Annotated in this window: 20 protein-coding genes and 1 tRNA gene; 5 read left to right on the forward strand and 16 right to left on the reverse strand. The window is 46.9% G+C overall.

The features are described from left to right. The first annotated feature begins 7 nt into the window (after window positions 1-7). Window positions 8-316, forward strand: a complete 309-nt coding sequence (locus DQN52_RS04875) for an SEL1-like repeat protein (protein ID WP_003785494.1) — start codon at window positions 8-10, stop codon at window positions 314-316. A gap of 291 nt (window positions 317-607) precedes the next feature. On the opposite strand, the gene recC is transcribed toward DQN52_RS04875, so the two are convergent. The 7 genes from recC to metZ all read right to left on the reverse strand — a co-directional run bounded on the left by recC (window position 608) and on the right by metZ (window position 7,780). Next, a complete protein-coding gene (gene recC / locus DQN52_RS04880) occupies window positions 608-4,048 on the reverse strand; it encodes an exodeoxyribonuclease V subunit gamma (RefSeq protein WP_003785495.1) in 3,441 nt (1,146 codons plus the stop codon). Between the two features lie 174 nt (window positions 4,049-4,222). Then, window positions 4,223-5,104: a peptidyl-prolyl cis-trans isomerase gene (locus tag DQN52_RS04885; RefSeq protein ID WP_003785496.1), complete on the reverse strand. Its 882-nt coding sequence runs from the start codon at window positions 5,102-5,104 to the stop codon at window positions 4,223-4,225. 15 nt (window positions 5,105-5,119) lie between these two features. Then, window positions 5,120-5,392, reverse strand: a complete 273-nt coding sequence (locus DQN52_RS04890) for a BolA family protein (RefSeq protein ID WP_003785498.1) — start codon at window positions 5,390-5,392, stop codon at window positions 5,120-5,122. After that, on the reverse strand, window positions 5,389-5,682 hold the full coding sequence (locus tag DQN52_RS04895; RefSeq protein ID WP_173020718.1) for a YciI family protein: 294 nt from the start codon (window positions 5,680-5,682) through the stop codon (window positions 5,389-5,391). Before DQN52_RS04895 ends, DQN52_RS04890 begins: the two co-directional genes overlap by 4 nt. Further along, window positions 5,679-6,224: a septation protein A gene (locus DQN52_RS04900; RefSeq protein WP_003785501.1), complete on the reverse strand. Its 546-nt coding sequence runs from the start codon at window positions 6,222-6,224 to the stop codon at window positions 5,679-5,681. Before DQN52_RS04900 ends, DQN52_RS04895 begins: the two co-directional genes overlap by 4 nt. 88 nt (window positions 6,225-6,312) lie before the next feature. Then, entirely contained in the window at window positions 6,313-6,510 is a 198-nt protein-coding gene (locus tag DQN52_RS04905) for a DUF2788 domain-containing protein (protein ID WP_003785502.1), read from the reverse strand. Between the two features lie 91 nt (window positions 6,511-6,601). Further along, complete coding sequence (metZ, locus tag DQN52_RS04910; RefSeq protein ID WP_003785503.1) at window positions 6,602-7,780, reverse strand: O-succinylhomoserine sulfhydrylase; 1,179 nt, start codon at window positions 7,778-7,780, stop codon at window positions 6,602-6,604. Window positions 7,781-7,993: 213 nt separating this feature from the next. On the opposite strand from metZ, the gene iscX reads away from it, so the two are divergent. Together iscX and DQN52_RS04925 are read left to right on the forward strand one after the other, a co-directional pair. After that, window positions 7,994-8,191 carry a Fe-S cluster assembly protein IscX gene (iscX, locus tag DQN52_RS04920; protein WP_003785505.1) on the forward strand — a complete coding sequence of 66 codons (198 nt, stop codon included), beginning with the start codon at window positions 7,994-7,996 and terminating at the stop codon, window positions 8,189-8,191. 153 nt (window positions 8,192-8,344) lie between these two features. Next, window positions 8,345-9,286, forward strand: a complete 942-nt coding sequence (locus tag DQN52_RS04925; RefSeq protein ID WP_003785506.1) for a serine hydrolase — start codon at window positions 8,345-8,347, stop codon at window positions 9,284-9,286. Window positions 9,287-9,513: 227 nt separating this feature from the next. Here the strand turns inward: DQN52_RS04925 and DQN52_RS04935 are convergent, their stop codons facing one another. The 8 genes from DQN52_RS04935 to DQN52_RS04970 all read right to left on the reverse strand — a co-directional run bounded on the left by DQN52_RS04935 (window position 9,514) and on the right by DQN52_RS04970 (window position 16,543). Continuing rightward, window positions 9,514-9,945, reverse strand: a complete 432-nt coding sequence (locus DQN52_RS04935; protein ID WP_003785508.1) for a hypothetical protein — start codon at window positions 9,943-9,945, stop codon at window positions 9,514-9,516. A gap of 38 nt (window positions 9,946-9,983) precedes the next feature. After that, entirely contained in the window at window positions 9,984-11,414 is a 1,431-nt protein-coding gene (gene gatB / locus DQN52_RS04940; protein ID WP_003785509.1) for an Asp-tRNA(Asn)/Glu-tRNA(Gln) amidotransferase subunit GatB, read from the reverse strand. 46 nt (window positions 11,415-11,460) lie between these two features. Continuing rightward, on the reverse strand, window positions 11,461-11,997 hold the full coding sequence (locus DQN52_RS04945; protein ID WP_032827662.1) for a hypothetical protein: 537 nt from the start codon (window positions 11,995-11,997) through the stop codon (window positions 11,461-11,463). A gap of 141 nt (window positions 11,998-12,138) precedes the next feature. Next, on the reverse strand, window positions 12,139-14,361 hold the full coding sequence (locus tag DQN52_RS04950; RefSeq protein ID WP_032827596.1) for an NADP-dependent isocitrate dehydrogenase: 2,223 nt from the start codon (window positions 14,359-14,361) through the stop codon (window positions 12,139-12,141). A gap of 181 nt (window positions 14,362-14,542) precedes the next feature. Next, window positions 14,543-15,655 (reverse strand): lytic murein transglycosylase B, encoded by a 1,113-nt coding sequence (gene mltB / locus DQN52_RS04955; protein WP_003785515.1) that lies wholly within the window; start codon window positions 15,653-15,655, stop codon window positions 14,543-14,545. 165 nt (window positions 15,656-15,820) lie between these two features. Then, window positions 15,821-15,896, reverse strand: a tRNA-Asn gene (locus DQN52_RS04960). A 48-nt stretch (window positions 15,897-15,944) separates the two neighbouring features. Then, window positions 15,945-16,340: a VanZ family protein gene (locus DQN52_RS04965; protein ID WP_003785516.1), complete on the reverse strand. Its 396-nt coding sequence runs from the start codon at window positions 16,338-16,340 to the stop codon at window positions 15,945-15,947. Further along, the gene (locus DQN52_RS04970) at window positions 16,337-16,543 is read right to left on the reverse strand and encodes a hypothetical protein (RefSeq protein WP_003785517.1); all 207 of its coding nucleotides are present in this window, start codon (window positions 16,541-16,543) and stop codon (window positions 16,337-16,339) included. The genes DQN52_RS04965 and DQN52_RS04970 overlap by 4 nt, the downstream gene beginning before the upstream one ends. 105 nt (window positions 16,544-16,648) lie before the next feature. Here DQN52_RS04970 and DQN52_RS04975 point away from each other — a divergent pair, with 105 nt between their 5' ends. Then, entirely contained in the window at window positions 16,649-17,194 is a 546-nt protein-coding gene (locus tag DQN52_RS04975) for an RNA pyrophosphohydrolase (protein ID WP_003785518.1), read from the forward strand. 60 nt (window positions 17,195-17,254) lie between these two features. Here the strand turns inward: DQN52_RS04975 and rpsT are convergent, their stop codons facing one another. Next, a complete protein-coding gene (gene rpsT / locus DQN52_RS04980) occupies window positions 17,255-17,518 on the reverse strand; it encodes a 30S ribosomal protein S20 (protein WP_003785519.1) in 264 nt (87 codons plus the stop codon). A 156-nt stretch (window positions 17,519-17,674) separates the two neighbouring features. On the opposite strand from rpsT, the gene DQN52_RS04985 reads away from it, so the two are divergent. Beyond that, complete coding sequence (locus tag DQN52_RS04985) at window positions 17,675-18,157, forward strand: type IV pilin protein (protein WP_003785520.1); 483 nt, start codon at window positions 17,675-17,677, stop codon at window positions 18,155-18,157. Window positions 18,158-18,194: the final 37 nt, after the last annotated feature.

Below are 18,194 nucleotides of genomic sequence, written 5' to 3' on the forward strand. Positions count from 1 at the left end.
AAATTTGATGAAAAAACGAATTTTAACCGCCATACTGTTTGCTACTTTTGTGCAAGCCACTTTTGCCGAAAACACGCCGCAAGAATTGGGCATCATTGCAACATTCAAATACGAACGTTTTCCCACACCATATGGCACGTTTAATGCGTATGCAGAAAAACCGCTAGACAGCCGAGAATATCTAAAACAAATCAACTTTGAACAAACGCTTGCCAAAGCCAAATCGGGCGATGCAACTGCTCAATTTCAAATTGGCAAAATGTATCAACTGGGCATTCAAGTGCCAAAAAATAGCCAACAAGCCTTTGATTGGTAAAGTCAATCCGCCAAACAAGGCAATGCCAATGCTCAAGCCAATTTAGCAGTTTTATATATGGACGGTAATGGCGTATAACAAAACAGCCAAAAAGCGATTGAATTATGGACGCAGGCAAGTCAAACCGTGCCAACTGCGAAATTTATAGTGGATTAAATTTAGATTAGGACAAGGCGACAACGACCGCCGTGTACACGTAGTACATAAGGGAGTTGGCAACGCCGTACTAATCTAAATTTAAATCACTATAATGGGTTCAATTCACAATCAAAAGTGCAGGCTGCTTTTTGCCTATTTCTTATCTTTATTGTCCGCAAACACCTGCAAACACACCTGCAACGGCTCAAACAAATCTTCGGTTATCTGCTGAAATTCGGGCAAGGTGTATGGCGGTTCGGCATCGGGGTCGCGCCCAAACACCAGCTGTACTTCGGGGTAATCTTCCTGCGCCATGCCAAAATAGCCAGCGTGGTATTTGTCTGCCGCTGCGTCTTGCGCTGCCAACCAGTTGGCATCTTTTTTGGTGTACAACGCCATCGCCGCCGCCCAGTTTACTCGCGCAAAATATGGCAACGGTGCTTGCTGCCCTTGCGCGTAATAGGCCAGCCACACGCTCAAAGCAGCCTGCGCTTGCGCTTGCGACATCGGTGGCAAGCTCATTTGCTGTGTCAGGCTCACATAATGCGTTTGCCGTGCCACAGGTTCATGGTCGGGCGTTGCCGCGCAATAAATCAAATGTTGCAGCAACAGTTGCACTTGGTCGGGCGATGTCAATTTGCCGTGCGTGTTGTTATCGCTCAAAAAATCACGCGCCAACAAGATTTGCCCTGCTTCATGGTTGTGCGACAAATCAAAGTGCAGGCTGCCCTGTCCGCAAGCTAATTCGCCCGAACGATGCGGCAAACGCGGACTATTAAGCAAATTGGTATCCAACGCCTTTGCTGCAATTTCATAACTTTTTGCTTCTTGCTTACCCAGTTCGCCTGCTGGCAACAAACTTTGGGCGCGAAGATAAGCCGCCGTGTCATCAAACGATTGATTATGCATTCGCGCCTGCACATAGGCATCGTCCAAACGGCGCGGTTGGTTGGACAAAAATGGCTCTTCGCTTTCGTGGTTGCCTGCAAAATACGAGCTTTGCCAGTTCAAAGTGTGGTGCAGCCAATGGCGAACGGGGTTGCGCCAAAAGCGTAAAAAATCTTTTTGGCGGATAAAAGTGGCTGAGTCGTTGTCTGTGTTGCGCCAATCGACAAAATTTTTGGCTTGATGCGTTTGACCTTGTTGCGCCAAATTCAGCGCGTGGGCAAAGTCGCTGCGCGTGCTGGATAAGTGTGGGTTGTCCTGTTCGGCAGATGCAAAATATCGGCGCGAAAACGCCTGCAAGGGGTGATGCGTAACCCAATGCTGATACAAATCGCTGCTTGGCACATCGCTCAAAGCGGAAATCGTGTCCACCAATTCGCTCAATAGCGTGGACGGTGCGCGTTCGGCATCGCTGCGAATATCGCGCCCAATGTAGGACAAATAAAGCTGTTCGCGTGCCGATAAAATCGCTTCCAAAAACAAATAACGGTCGTCATCACGGCGCGAACGGTCGCCTTTGCGCGGTTGTTTGGCGATTAAGTCAAACGGTGCGGCTTTGGTGTTGCGCGGAAACGTGCCGTCATTCAATCCCAATAAACACAACATCTTAAACGGCAAAGAGCGCATCGGAACCATGCTGCAAAACGTGATGCCACCGCGCAACAAGCCTGCATCGGTTGGTTCGTCCAAGCTACGGCGAATGTGTTGGCAGGCAATGGGGCTGGATAATGGTTCGCTAAATTGGGCGATTTCGGCTTGCTCTTGCCAATCGTCCAAGGCTTTGCGCCACGTTTGCAAGGCGGCTTGTTGCGTGGTGTCGCCATCGCCCAATAAGGTTTGTGTGAACTGTTGCAAGCGTTCGCACCATTGCGCCACGCTGGCTGGTTGTTGCCATTGTTGTTTGGTGTGGGACAGGAATCGCACAAACGCGACAAAATTCGCCAAAATCGGCAAATGGTCGGGGTGGCTGGCGTGTGGTGCGATGTTTTGCCACGTTGCGCCTGATTGTGCAGGCTGCAACCAGCCCAAAACCAAGCGGTCTAGCCCTTGTTGCCATGTAAACAAATTATTGGCATCGCCATATTGGGCGCGTTCGCTGGCATCGCTGCCCCAGCGGATATTGAGTTCGGCAACCGCGCTGTGCAGCAAGGGCAAGTCGGCGCGGTTGATGTGCCATTGTTGCAACACGGGTTCGGTGTTGAGCAATGCCAACACTTGTTCCGCTTCAAAACGGCTGTTGAGCAAATCCAATGCTTGCGCCAAAGCATCAAGTGCAGGCTGCTTGCGCGTGAGTTTGACATCGGCAAGCGAATACGGCAAAGGCGCATCGGAATATTCGCCAAACACGCTGTCAATAAACGGCGCGTATGGCTCAATATTGGGGGTGAGTACGGCAATATCGTGTGGCTGCCAACTTGGGTTTTGCGCCAAAGCAAGCAAAATGCGGTCTTTTAAAATCTGCAATTCGCGCAACGGACTGTGTGCGCTGTGAATGTGCAGGCTGCTATCGGCGTTGAGCTGCACCATCGCTTTTTGTTCGGGCGACAAATCTTGCTGAACGTGGCGGACATAGTATTCGCCCACGTCCAAATTTTGTTGCAACACCGATTCGCGCAAATAAGCATCGTGCTGTGCCAACCAATCGTCATCGTGCGCCTGTTCGGGCAATACTAGCTGCTGGATTTGGTATTGCAAACTGTGCAGTAAATTGGGCGACTTCGCTTGCTCGGCAAATTGCTGATGTGCTTCATCTTGACGCGCTTCGGCAACGCTCAAATCGTTGAAAAAATCGCGCCCTTGTTTGCCCCACGATGCCAGCAATGGGTGTCCTTGCAACGATAAATCCACGTCATCGGTTTGCTGCAAAATTTGTGCAGGTTCAAGCAAATCGCCCCAATACATCGCACTGGGGTTGAGCGCAAAAATATGTACATCGCGCTGTTTGGCGATTTCTTGCAACAGTTGCAAATGCGATGGCGCAAGGGCAGTAATCCCAAACATTAAAATCCGCTCGGGCAGCCTGCGAATTGTTTGATTTGCCAACGAATCCATTAACACGCGCTGCATTTGCGCTCGATGCGGAGCGCGTTGTTCATCGCGCAACAATTCGCGCCAAATTGCCGCTTGCCATTGCTGTTCTTGGGCGCAATCTTCGCGCTGCGACAATTCCGCTACATTTTGTTGATTTGACCACGCTTCAATCCAATCGGGGCGATACATCAAATATTGGTCGAACACATCGGCAAGCTGTCGCGCTAACTGATACGCCGACATTTCGCCCTGCTGCACATAATCGCGCAACATTTCTTGTGCCGATGCCAGTTCGCTGTCTTCCGCAAAATGGCGCGATTGGAATAATTGCAGCAATCGCCATTGCATCACATCGCTAGAAAATGGGCTTAATTTGGGCGCATTGGGCAAGGCTTCGCGCATCAGTTGCCACGCCAGTTGCGCGGGCAATTCAAAGTGCAAATTGGCGGCAATGGGCGAATGCTGCGCCCAATATTGGTTGATGTAGCGGCGCATGCCTTGGCTTTGCACCAAAATGTATTCCGCCTGCAACGGGTGCGACAAAGGCTGCGATTGATGTAGGTTTAACATCATCTGCGCCAAGTTTTCGAGTTGGTTGGATTGATATAGGTGCAGCATAGCGAAGTCTCATAAAAACAAAAGCAGCCTGCATTTTAACCGAAATTAAAGTGCAGGCTGCTTTGCGGATTAAATTCAGGGTAGGGCGCAGCATAAATAGTGGAAAACAAAGTGCAGGCTGCTTTTATTGGTAACAAAAACCGAAAAAGCAGCCTGCACTTTTTATTTGCCTACTTATTTACCGTCCGCAGGCACAATTTTCGCTTGTTGCATCAATTTGCCCACAGCAGCCTGCACACGTTCTTGTTGTAATTCGTCGCGTACATTGTCGCGGATTTGGTCAAACGCTGGCACGGTGATTTTGCGTTTGTCGTTGGCATAGAACACCACAAAAATGCCTTCGCCTTTTACCGCATTGCGCGTGTATTCGCCTTTTTTCAGGTTTTGCACCGCTTCAAAAATTTTCGGGCGACCGTCTTTTAAATCCACCAAAGAAGTGTATTCATTCAACGCTGGCTGACCTGCTTTAACTGCTGGGTCAATGCTGTATTTTTTCGCCACATCGGCAAACGATTTTTTCGCGCCCAATTCACGAATCGCGGCTTTGGCTTGGTCTTCTTTGTCGGTTACGATTTCGCCCAGTTGCACTTCATCGGTGTTATGATAGCGTGATTTGATGTCGTCATAGCGTTTTTGCACATCGGCATCGCTCACAGGGTTTTTCTTGGCAACGTCTTGTGCATACACGTCCATCAATAATTGGTTTTGGAAACGCGCCCAGTTGCCTTTAAAGTCGGGCTGTTTGTCCAAGCCTTTTTCGCGCGCTTGTTTCAAAGCATCGGCTTCTACGGTTTTGTATTCGCTGGATTTGTCCAATTGCAAGCGTTTGGCTTCTTGCGTTACCACGGTTTCCAACACCACTTCGTTGGCAATGTATTGGCGCAATTCTGGCGTGTCTTGCACTTTGCCTTGACTTTGTTGCTGTACAAATTTAGCGCGCGCGTCCAATTCGCTGCTGTCGATTTTTGTGCCATTTACGGTTACAACGGTTTGTGCCAACACGCTGCCAGTCAATAAAGCAGCCGAAATCGCGGCAAATAAACGAGTTTTGTTCATATTCAATTCCTTATGTTAATGAAAATATTCAGTTGGGGTTTGCGCGTCAATGCTCAATGCGTGGATTTTGCCTGCATCAAACAACGGTGCAAAAGCAGCCTGCACCATGCGCCAACGTGCAATGCGGTTTTTTCCTGCAAACACGTCCGACACAATCAACACGGCATAATGTCCGCCGCCTTTGTTGCCTGCGTGTCCTGCGTGTAAATGGCTTTGGTCGGTAAACTCAAATACTTCGGCGTTGAAGTTTGCCAACAAAGCTGCCATTTGGTTTTGCATATCGCTCATTTTGGGAAGACTTTTTTGTAGGGTTTGATTAACACTTCGGCATACACGCCTGCTTGCACATAAGGGTCTTGTCCTGCCCATTCTTCGGCAGCGTCCAAGTTGTCAAATTCGGCAATAATTAGGCTGCCAGACATGATGTCGGGGTTATCGGGCATGGGGTTTGGGCCTGCGGTGAGCAAACGTCCTGCTTTGTCTAGCTCTTCCAAACGAGCCAAGTGAGCAGGTCGGGCTTCGGCACGCGCTTGGGCTGTGCCTTCCACATCGGTTGCCAATAGCATAAACAACATTATGAAGTCTCCTTGGGTAGATGACGGTAAAGATAAACGCCTTGTACGATGGAAAACAGCAAAATAATGAGCTTGTAGCCATAAAATTTAAAGTTTATCCAAATCGCTTCGCGTTCGGCGGTAAAGGGGTAGGCAATCGCTAAATTCAACGCGCCCAGTAAAAAGAAAAAGATTATCCACGCATACGATAGTTTTTGCCAAACGGCATCGGGCAAGTCTAATTCTTTGCCCAACAGCAAGCGCAAACCGTTTTTGCCGAGCAACTGCATCACGAGCATGGTTGCTGCCATTGTCCATGGCAACAGTGTGGTTGTGAGCATGATAAACGTGCGGTCGTTCAGCCAAATGGTCAAGCCACCAAACACGACAATAATCACAAGGCTAAACCATTGCATCGGTTCAAGTTTTTTGGCGGTGTAATAAGTATAAGCAGCCTGCACAATGCCTGCCACCACCGCCACAATCGTTGCGGTAACAATATTATTGGTGATTTTGTAAGTCGCAAAAAACAGAATAATGGTGATAAAATCGCTGAGTGCTTTCATAAAAGATGAGAATATTTAGCGTTTTAGAAAGGGCGTAATCATAACAGTGTGCAGGCTGCTTGCATACTTGAAACAGTGCAAAATTTGGTTACATCATCATTTTGACCAATATGTTTTTGAACAAGAAGCCTGCAATGCCCAGCCCCAATACCAAAAACAAAATAAACATTCCCAGCTTGCCGACTTTGGATTCCTTGCCCAAGTTGTAGATAATAAAGCCCAAAAAAATGATAAAGCCTGTTAAACAAATGCGTAATGCCCATGTGGCAAATTCGGCTTCTGACATGATGTGTTTTCCTGTTTTATGTGTGATGTGCAGGCTGCTTTTTCATGCAAATTTATGCCAAAAAGCAGCCTGCACTTTTATATTAAGTGATTTACTTCTGACTTGCTGCTAAAGCCTGTTCCAAATCCGCAATCAAATCATCGGCATATTCCAAGCCTACCGAAATACGGATTAAACCTTCGCTAATGCCAGCCGCCAATTTGTTTTCGGGCGACATTCTGCCGTGCGTGGTTGTCCAAGGGTGCGTAATGGTTGAGCGAACATCGCCAAAATTCGCAGTTTTAGAAAAAATCTCCACACTATCAATCACATTCCAAGCAGCCTGCACACCGCCAGCCACTTCAAACGCAATCACCATGCCGCCCGAGCTTTGCTGTTTTTGTACCAAATCGGCTTGCGCGTGATCGGGTAAACCTGCGTAGTACACCGCGTTTACATTTGGCTGACTGCGTAACCAAGTCGCCACTTTTTCTGCATTAGCGGCTTGTTGCTGCGTGCGGACAAAAATCGTTTCCGAACCGCTCAACAGCAACCACGCATTAAATGGCGACAAGCTCAATCCAGCCGAATTGACATACAACGCGATTTGCTTAATCAAATCCGCTTTGCCGCACACAATGCCACCCAAAGCGCGACCGTGTCCGTCAATGAATTTGGTTGCCGATTGAATGGTCAAATCCGCGCCCCAACGAAGTGGCTGTTGCACTGCTGGCGAGCAGAAACAGTTGTCCACCGCCAACAACGCACCGTGTTGCTGTGCCAATGCTGCCAATTTTTCCAAATCCGCCACTTCGTTCAATGGGTTAGATGGCGTTTCCAAAAACAGCATTTTGGTGTTCGGGCGAATGGCTTTTTCCCATTCCGATATATCGGTTTGCGATACAAAAGTCACTTCAATGCCAAAGCGCATTAAATGTCCTGTGATGAAGCCAGCCGTTGTGCCAAACAAACTGCGACTGCTAATCATATGGTCGCCTGCACTCAAAAACGTCAGCATTGCCGCTTGAATCGCCGCCATGCCTGTTGCCGTTGCGATGCCCGCTTCTGCGCCTTCCAAAGCCGCAATGCGTTGTTGAAATGCAGCAATAGTCGGGTTTGCCGTGCGTGAATAAGTGTAGCCGTCTTTGGTTTTGGCGAACAAAGCGGCTGCGTCTGCCGCGCTGGCTGCCATAAAACTGCTGGTCAAAAACAAGGCTTGTTGATGTTCGTTGAACGGTGTTTGCTCTTTGCTGGCACGAATCGCCAAGGTTTGTGGGTGTAGGTTTTTCATGTGATTTTCCTGATTTAAAGGGTGGAAAGGGCGTTATTGTGCGCCTTTTTAGCCCAGCTTTCAATTATAGTGGAATGAAATCGCAATGGTACGTTGTTGCCAACGCCTTTATGTACTTGATGTACACGGCAGGCGTTGTCGCCTTGTCCCATTTTTATTTCATTCCACTATATAATGCTGACTTCTATTTCCTAAACAATAAGGATAAACATCATGAAATGGACAGATACACAACGCATTGCCGAAGATTTGTTTGACACACACGGCGACAGCATAGACCCCAAAACCCTGCGCTTTACCCAGTTACGCGATTTGATTTTGGCATTGCCCGATTTTGACGATGACCCAGCGCGTTGCGGCGAAAAAATCTTGGAAGCCGTGCAGCAAGCGTGGATTGATGAAGTGGAATAAACGTAAAAAAATGTTGGTTATGTAAAAAATGACATAACTGCTTTGATAAACAAACAAATAGTGTTAGTATGCCAAAGTTTGTTGCTTAATAAATATCGTTATTATCATTTAATTTTGGTTAAACTTACTTTTAAATAGCAGGAAATTTTAGTTATGTCATTTTTTCAACAAACCAAAAAAGTTTGCATTGGTTTACTATTAAGTGCAGGATTGGCTTCACCTGTTTATGCCTTTGATACAACCGAAGATATCTTGGGTGATTTCTTGAAAAATCAACTGCCTGCGGTGCAATATTCTGCACAACCTGTGCCGTATAATCCAGCAACGATTCAACAGCAAGCGGCGTATGCAGGCCCATTGCTCAACGCGCAGTCTGCCTTGATTATGAACGCCAACACAGGGCAGATTTTCTATCAAAAAAATATGGATAATGTCCGTTCTATTGCTTCTATTTCTAAATTGATGGCGGCTATGGTGGTATTGGACGCACGTTTGGACATGAACCAACGCATCACCATTACCGAAGCGGAAATCGACCGTTTAAAAGGAACAGGCAGCCGTTTGTCTATCGGCACAACTTTGACACGCGGTCAAATGCTGCATTTGGGTTTGATGAGCAGCGAAAATCGTGCAATTCATGCTTTGGGTCGTACTTATCCAGGCGGTATGTCGGCATTTGTGCAAGCGATGAATGCCAAAGCGCGTAGTTTGGGCATGATGAACAGCCGTTTTTATGAGCCAACAGGGTTAGACCCACGCAATGTTTCAACTGCGCGTGAACTGAGTATGATGGTTCGTGCCGCAAGCCAATATCCACAAATTCGCCAATTAAGCACCGCGCAAAGTGGAGAGGCATATACCAGTACAGGCAAATTTGAACAGTACAAAAACTCCAATATATTTGTTCGCGAAGGCAACTGGAATATTACGGTACAAAAAACAGGTTATATTCGCGAAGCAGGTCGCTCTATGGTGATGCAAACGCAAATGGGTCGTGAGCCTGTGATTATTGTGGTTCTGGGTTCGCAAACAACCACAACTCGTGCCAACGATGCTCGTGCATTGAGCAGCATGGTGCAGCAATATCCAATGTAAACATTGGGCAAACAAAAATACACGCTTTCTGTAAAAAAGTGTGTATTTTTATGGTATAGTGAATTAAATTTAGATTAGTACAGCGTTGCCAACTCCCTTATCTAGGTGTACACGGCGGTCGTTGTCGCCTTGTCCTAATCTAAATTTAATCCACTATAATGACAAAACACAAAATGCAGGCTGCTTTTTGAGTAATCCCAAAAGCAGCCTGCATTTTATGATTCAACTTAACGAATGCGATTCAAACCCAGCGCATAAGTTTGTCCATTTTGCCACGCAAACCACCAATAAAGCCGTTGATTGGCATTTTTAGGATTGCTGATGCGACAAAAAGCAAACGCGATATTGTTGATACACGCCATCGGCATGGCTTGCAGCGATTGGGGTAGCAACGCTTTCCATTGACTCATTTGCTTGGTAGACGAATCTTGCAAACGACATTCGCCTTGACCATTGCACACACTTTTCCAAGCCTGATTGCCCAATTTGCCGTCCATGACCCATTGATTTTCTTGCAAATAGTAACGCTGAAAGGTGGAAGTGGGCTGCTGATTTTGATTGAGCAAAACATATTCGCTCGCATCATTTTTGTCCAATCCGCCTGCCCATGCGTTGCCACACAATAAAGCAGTTATCATCAATACTTTTAATGCTTTCATTACTTTACTCTTTGTTTTATCAAAGCTAGTCTAAACAATTACGCCAATTTCGCTTTAACCAAATCCTGCACCGCAGTCGGATTGGCCTTGCCTTTGCTGGCTTTCATCACTTGACCGACAATCGCATTCAACGCTTTTTCGTTGCCCGATTTGTATTGCTCAACCGCTTTCGCGTTGTTCGCCAACACTTCATCAACCATCGCTTCAATCGCGCCAGTGTCCGTGATTTGCACTAAACCATGTTTTTCAATGATTTGCTCAATCGTGGCATCGGGTTCAGCCCACATCGCTTCAAACGCTTTTTTCGCCAATTTGCTGCTCAATGTGCCGTCCGCGATTTTGCCAACCAACGCCGCCAAACGTGCTGCTGTAATTGGGCTTTGCGCCAACTCTAAACCTTCTTTGTTTAAAGTTGCTGCCAATTCGCCATTCATCCAGTTGGCAACCAATTTGCCTTGATTGCTCACGCTCGCCGCTTCCGTGAAAAAAGCAGCCTGCACACGCGAACCCGTCAGCAAACGCGCATCGTATTCGCTCACGCCAAATTCATTCACAAAACGTGCTGCCATTTCTTTTGGTAATTCAGGCATTTGCGCTTTGGCTTTTTCCATTTGCGCGTCCGAAATGATGACTGGCAACAAATCAGGGTCGGGGAAATAGCGGTAATCGTGCGCGTCTTCTTTCAGGCGCATCACGCGCGTTTCGCCTTTGTCGGGGTCAAACAACATGGTTGCTTGTTGCACCTTGCCGCCGTCTTCCAAAATCTCGATTTGAGCTTCCACTTCGTAATTAATCGCTTGCTCCAAGAAACGGAATGAGTTTAAGTTCTTGATTTCACGGCGTGTACCAAATTCCGCTTGACCTTTCGGGCGTACCGACACATTTGCGTCCACACGGAACGAACCTTCCGCCATATTGCCATCGCAAATATCCAACCAAGTTACCAAACCGTGCAAGGCTTTCGCATACGCCACCGCTTCGGCTGCCGAACGCATTTCAGGCTCGGAAACCACTTCCAACAAAGGCGTACCTGCGCGGTTTAAGTCAATGCCAGTCGCGCCGTTTAAGCCTTCGTGAACGGATTTGCCTGCATCTTCTTCCATGTGGGCGCGAGTTACGTTAATCATTTTCACGTCATCGCCAACCACGATTTCTAATTGACCATGTTCCACGATTGGCAAATCTAACTGGCTGATTTGATAGCCTTTTGGCAAATCTGGGTAGAAATAATTTTTGCGGTCAAACACATTTTTTTGATTGATTTTCGCGTTCAGAGCCAAGCCCAATTTAATCGCTTTTTCCACGACTTCGCGGTTCATCACAGGCAACACGCCAGGTAAAGCGCATTCTACAACGCTGGCATGAGCGTTCGGTTCTGCGCCAAACGCTGTGCTTGCACCGCTAAAAATTTTAGATTTTGTGTTGAGTTGAACGTGGATTTCTAATCCGATTACGGTTTCCCAAGTCATTGTTTTGTCTTTCTTTTGTATTTTAAAAGTTTTAAGAAATGGTGTTTCAGGCTGCCTTCATTCGCTTGTTCAATTCTTGAATCACGACGCTGCTGTTTGTGCCAAATGAAATGCCATCATTGCTTTGTATCATGCGTTCCAAATTCAGGTAAATGTGTTCGCCTTGTTGCGTGGTTATGATGATGCCGATGTCTTTATCATATCTTCTTCTATTATCTGCACGCTCAATGTACCAATGTACTGCTTTGGTAATATCTGTATATTGCAGGCTGCCTGAACGGGGATAAATGCAAAAGTGTAAGCCTTTGTTATCTAAATAAATAGTCTCTTCATTTTTTTGATACCATTGCCATATCGTCCATTTTTTGCTTATCAGCCAAATAATACCGAACACCAACAAAAATAAGGCAAGCTGATTAGCGGTCTCTGGACGAGTATCCGCAAACCATAACCATAATCCGCCACCGCAAAATCCTATCACAAATTGGCTACTTGCACTAATTTGGGGGAATGAATAAGTTAAAGTTTGGAGGAATGAATAAGTTAAAGGTTCAAATGACCATTGCTGCGCGGTATGTTTCATGGGTGTTTGGATAAGGGATTGGCAGGTTGCAGGCTGCTTTTTCGGGGCGAATTTTAACATTTTAGATAACGATTGCGTAAACAAAAATGCAGGCTGCTTTTTCGTATTTCAAAAGCAGCCTGCACTTTTTATTCAATCCAATTACAACGCATCAATCACCGCATTCAAGCTCACGCTTGGGCGCATGGCTTTTGCTGTCAATTCCGCGTTTGGTGCGTAATAACCGCCGATGTCCACAGGTTTTCCTGCGCCTGCTGCCAATTCCGCCAAAATTTGCGCTTCTTGTGCGGCTAATTTTTCTGCTACTGGCGCAAAAGTTTTTTGCAAATCAGCGTCTGTGCTTTGCGCTGCCAACGCTTGCGCCCAATACAAGGCGATGTAGAAATGGCTGCCACGGTTGTCCAATTCGCCCGCTTTGCGTTTTGGCGATTTGTCGTTTAACAATAATTGCTCGGTTGCTGCGTCCAACGTATCCGCCAACACTTGCGCTTTTGCGTTGCCTGTTTTTTGCGCCAAATGTTCCAACGACACCGCCAACGCTAAAAATTCGCCCAAGCTGTCCCAACGCAAATGGTTTTCTTCGTTGAATTGTTGAACGTGTTTCGGTGCAGAACCGCCTGCGCCTGTTTCAAACATACCTCCACCATTCATCAACGGCACGATAGATAACATTTTCGCGCTCGTACCCAATTCCAAAATCGGGAACAAATCGGTATTGTAATCGCGCAATACGTTGCCTGTTACGGAAATCGTGTCTTTGCCGTCTTTCATGCGTTTCAGGCTGGCTTTGCAGGCTGCTTCGGGGGCTAAAATTTGAATATCCAAGCCGTTGGTATCCAATTCGCCTAAATATTGTTTCACTTTTTTAATCAATTCAGCATCGTGCGGACGGCTTTCGTCTAACCAGAAAATGGCTGGCGTATCGCTCAAACGCGCACGGTTTACCGCCAACTGCACCCAGTCTTTGACAGGCGCGTCTTTGGTTTGACAGGCACGCCAAATATCGCCAGTTTCCACTTCGTGTGAAGTCAAAACATTGCCTTTGTCGTCAATAATTTCCACTTTGCCAGCCGATTGAATTTCAAAGGTTTTATCGTGCGAACCGTATTCTTCCGCTTTTTGCGCCATCAAGCCAACATTTGGCACTGTACCCATTGTGGTCGGGTCAAACGCGCCATTTTCACGACAAAAATCAATCGTAGCCGCGTAAATACCTGCGTAGCTGCTGTCGGGAATCACAGCTTTGGTGTCTTGCGCTTTGCCGTCTTTGTCCCACATACGTCCTGAATTGCGAATCATCGCTGGCATAGAAGCGTCCACAATTACGTCGCTTGGCACGTGCAAATTGGTAATGCCTTTGTCGCTGTCCACCATCGCCAAACTTGGCGCGTTGGCGTAGGCTTGTTCAATGGCTGCCTGAACACCTGCGCGAGTTTGCTCGTCCAATTTATCCAAGTTTGCTAATAAGTTACCAAAACCATTATTCACATTCACGCCAACGGCTGCCAACTGTTCGCCGTATTGCTCAAACACAGGCGCGAAAAACACTTTAACCGCGTGTCCGAAAATAATCGGGTCGGACACTTTCATCATGGTCGCTTTCATGTGCAATGAAAACAACGCGCCTTTGGCTTTTGCGTCCGCCACTTGCTCTTGCAAGAATTGCACCAACGCTTTTTTGCTCATGACGGTTGCGTCAATGATTTCACCCGCTTTTAAATTCAATAGTTTACGCAATTCGGTTTGTTCGCCTGATTGATTGGTAAACACGATTTTTACGGTTGTCGGTTCGGCAACGGTTACGGATTTTTCATTGTGGAAAAAATCGCCCGATTGCATGGTGGCAACGTGGGATTTGCTGTCTTTTGTCCATGCGCCCATGCTGTGTGGGTATTTTTTGGCGAAGTTTTTCACGGCTTTTGGCGCACGGCGGTCGGAATTGCCTTCGCGCAAAACTGGGTTTACAGCTGAACCTTTAATGCGGTCGTAATGTGCTTGAATGTCTTTTTCTTCATCGGTTTGCGGATTGCTTGGGTAGTTTGGCACAGCAAAACCTTTGGCTTGCAATTCGGTAATCGTGGCGTTCAACTGCGGCATTGACGCGCTGATGTTGGGCAATTTGATGACGTTGGCTTCGGGTTTGGTTACATAGTCGCCCAAAAACGCCAAATCGTCCGAGCGGCGTTGTTCTTCTTTTAAGTATTCTGGGAACGCCGCCAAAATGCGACCTGCCAACGAAATATCGGCAAGCTCAAACGCGATATCGGCATGTTTGCCAAAGGCGCGAATAATCGGCAACAATGATTGCGTTGCCAATGCTGGGGCTTCGTCGGTATGAGTGTAATAGATGGTGGACTTGCTCATGTAAAACTCCTGTGAATAAATGGATTTTTCTTGTTGAAAAGCAGCCTGCACTTTGTTGGGATACGCGATGCAAGTGCTGTGTGATTATGGCATATTTTTACCTATCTTTGCATAAAAAGCAGCCTGCACTTTTTGTAAACACACAAAAAAGTGCAGGCTGCTTTTAAATCGTACAAAAAACTTACAACCCAGCTCCCAACCCATTCGCAATATCGCGCACGGCGGTTACATACATACGGCTGTGATTGTATTGCCACACCACATAAAAATTATTCAAACCAATAAAATATTCAAACTGATTGGGCGCGACTTCCAAGCGAAACAGCAAGGCGCGTTCATTATCGTTCACCGCTTGCAAAGGCTGCACCCCCATTTGACGCAGCTGCCTCACCGTGTAATTGAGTGCAGTTTTTTCATCAATCAACGCCTGAATTTGTGGCGACGGATTGATACGCGCAGGCACAATCATGCGTCCGCCCGTTTGCCAGCCGTGTTGTTTCATATAATTTGCTACCGATGCTGCCACATCTGGCACATTGTTCCAAATATCGCGCGTACCATTGCCGTCATAATCCACCGCCCACTTGCGAAAGCTAGACGGCATAAATTGCGGCATACCCATCGCCCCAGCAAAACTGCCGACAAAACCAAACGCATCGCGGCGTTCTTCTTGCGCCAGTTTCAAAAATTCGCCCAATTCCTGCTGAAAAAACGCGCCACGACGCGGATAATCAAACGCCAAAGTCGCTAAAGCATCGGCAACAGGAATATTGCCCTTGTTTTTGCCATAATTCGTTTCAATGCCCAAAATCGCCACGATTAACTGCGCTGGCACGCCATAACGCGCGGCGGTATGGTCAATCGGGTGGCGGTTTGCCGTATAAAAACGCTGCCCAGCTTGAATTTTGCTCGCATCGCCATTGCCTTTGCGAAATTCATACCACGGACGGCTGGTGGCAGGTCTGTCCATAATCTGAATAATGTTGCCGCGATAGCCCACACGCGCAAAAAATTGTTGCATATACGCCATATCCAAGCCATTGACTTGATTTTGATAACGCATAAACGCCTGTACATTGGGGTTGGCTAAATAGCCTGTTTGCGCGACAGACGGTGCAGCTTGATTGAAAAATGGTGCAGCGTTGGACGCGGTTTGTTGTTGTGATTGCGTTTGCACTTGGCGCACAATTTCCATTAGTGGGTCAGTGGATTGTGTAATCGGTGCAGGCTGCTGTTCGCTGGAACAAGCGGCGGTTGCCAATAAAGCTAAAGTCAAAAGTTTGTTTTTGCTCATTGATGTCTTTCGTTGCGTGCGTGTCAAATAGCGTGTGTGTATCACAGCCGTGCATTTATATGCGGTATGTCTTGGGCGAAGAAATGATAGATGCAAAATACGTCCACAAAACGTACACGAAAAAATACAGCGAGTTAAGCATTAAACCTAACTCGCTGTTTTATCTGGCTCCCCGAACTGGGCTCGAACCAGTGACCTGCGGATTAACAGTCCGTCGCTCTACCGACTGAGCTATCAGGGAATAAGCTGCGCATTATATAGCAAATTTCCTCATCGTCAAGCAGAAAAATCAAACAATTCTATTTTTTCTTGATTTATCAGACTTTTTTGTTTGCACGATACGAGCAATCTGCAATGCCACGCCAGCGCCAATCATGTCTGCCAGCGCGTCCCACACATCACCTTGTCGCGTTTGTGTGAAGAAATATTGCGCCAACTCGGTGCAGGCTGCCCAAATGCTCGCTAAAATCATCAGCCACAAAAAGGGAATTGGTCGTTTCGCGCTCAACCAAATTTTGCTGCACAACCAAAATTGCGCGAAAAACAGTAAACAATGCGCCAATTTATCAAAATGCGGAAAAGGTGGCGCGTTTTGTCCTGTTGCTTCACGAAAAATCAGCGCATAAATGCTGGCGGCTGCCCACGCTATCGCAGCGATGAGCCATTTGTTTTTTGGGATAATCATGCGGATTCGTCAATAAATTGTTGGCAAAGCTGCGCGAGTTTAGTGAATTTGCCGCCACGCTGTTGTAAAACCTGTTGCCATTGTTGGACTTCGGCAACGCTGGGCGCATCGTCTAGGCTGCATTCTTCTAGCAAAAATTGCAAAACTTCTTGCACTTCGCCATAGCTTTCGGTTTGGATAACTTGATTTAATTCGCTGTTCATGGTGCAGGCTGCTTTGGTAGAAAACGGGCATTGTAGCGTAATTTGGCAAGCATGGCAGTTTTGTGGGAAAATTAGCGCGTTTTGGATTTTATAAAGGGACTGGCGATGCTGGATAGGGAAGGTTATCGCCCCAACGTGGGTATTATCTTGACCAATCAAGATAACCAAGTGTTTTGGGGTAAGCGTGTCAAAGAAAATTCGTGGCAATTTCCGCAAGGCGGCATCAAACCAGGCGAAAGTCCTGAAACGGCGATGTATCGCGAATTGCTAGAAGAAGTCGGCTTGCTGCCACAGCACGTTAAGATTTTGGGCAGAACGCGCGATTGGTTGCGCTACGATGTGCCTACCAGTTGGATTCGGCGCGAATGGCGCGGTTCGTATCGTGGGCAAAAGCAAATTTGGTTTTTATTGCGCTTGGTGGGGCAAGACAGCGATGTGCATTTACGCGCCAGCAGTCAGCCAGAATTTGACGATTGGCGATGGTACGAATATTGGGCACCCATTGACGAAGTGATTATGTTTAAAAAACAAGTGTATGAATCGGCTTTAACCGAATTGTCGCGTTTTTTGCGCGGATTGGAAAGTTTGGGCGAATACCATGCTCGCAGTTTGGAATTGCGTTTGCAGGCTGCTTCGGCGCAACAAAAGTAAATAAAAAAACAGAATAGACACTAAATCTATTCTGTTTTTTGTATTTAGCAGGGCGATAAATTATGCCATTGCTTTGATTTTTGCAGACAAGCGGCTTTTATGACGCGCTGCTTTGTTTTTGTGGAACACGCCTTTGTCAGCGATGCGATCCAATACTTTGGTGCTGTCGCGGAAAGTTGCTTGTGCAGCCGCTTTGTCGCCTGCTTCAACGGCTTTCAATACTTTTTTAACCGCAGTACGGAATGCAGTACGCAAGCTCGCGTTGTGTGCACGGTTTTTCAACGATTGACGAGCACGTTTGCGTGCTTGTGCGCTATTTGCCATAGTGTTTACTCCTGAATTGGAAATTGATGAATACTAGAAACGCGCTATTCTAAACGCTAAGTGTGCATAAAGCAAGCATAATACTATTATGATTGCTGGAATAGTTGGTTTGTGCTAGATTGCCTTTGATTTGATTGGAAAGAAGCTGGGGTCAAAATGGCTAAAAATAGAAATGTTGCGTCTTACCGTTCGGCTGGATTCACGTTAATGGAAGTGTTGGTGGCAGTGGCAATCGTGGGGATTTTGGTGGCGTTTGCGTATCCGATGTATCAAGAATCGGTAAAAAAAGGGCGGTTGAGCGATGTACAAAAGGCGTTGCTGGATAACGCACAGGCATGGGAGCGTCATTACGCATCGCATGGCAATTTCCGTAAAACATCGCGCTTGTGGATTGATTTGCCGATTCGGGAAACGGACTTTTTTTGTATTCGTCCGCAAGGTGCGCCGCGTGGTGCAACACATGACGGGCAATTTGCGTTTAAGGCGGTTGCGCTGAATAAACAGCAAGAACCACGCGCTTTGATTTTGAATCAGGATTTGACGATGTTGCTGTGCGAAAGTACAACATCGGCATGCAGCGAAACCGATTTTTTTGCGAACCCTAGTCGTGCGGATAAAAATTGTCGAGCGTATCCGTAATATTATAGTGGATTAAATTCAAACTAGGACAAGGCGA

Source organism: Kingella kingae, from assembly GCF_900475905.1.
GTDB lineage: Bacteria > Pseudomonadota > Gammaproteobacteria > Burkholderiales > Neisseriaceae > Kingella > Kingella kingae.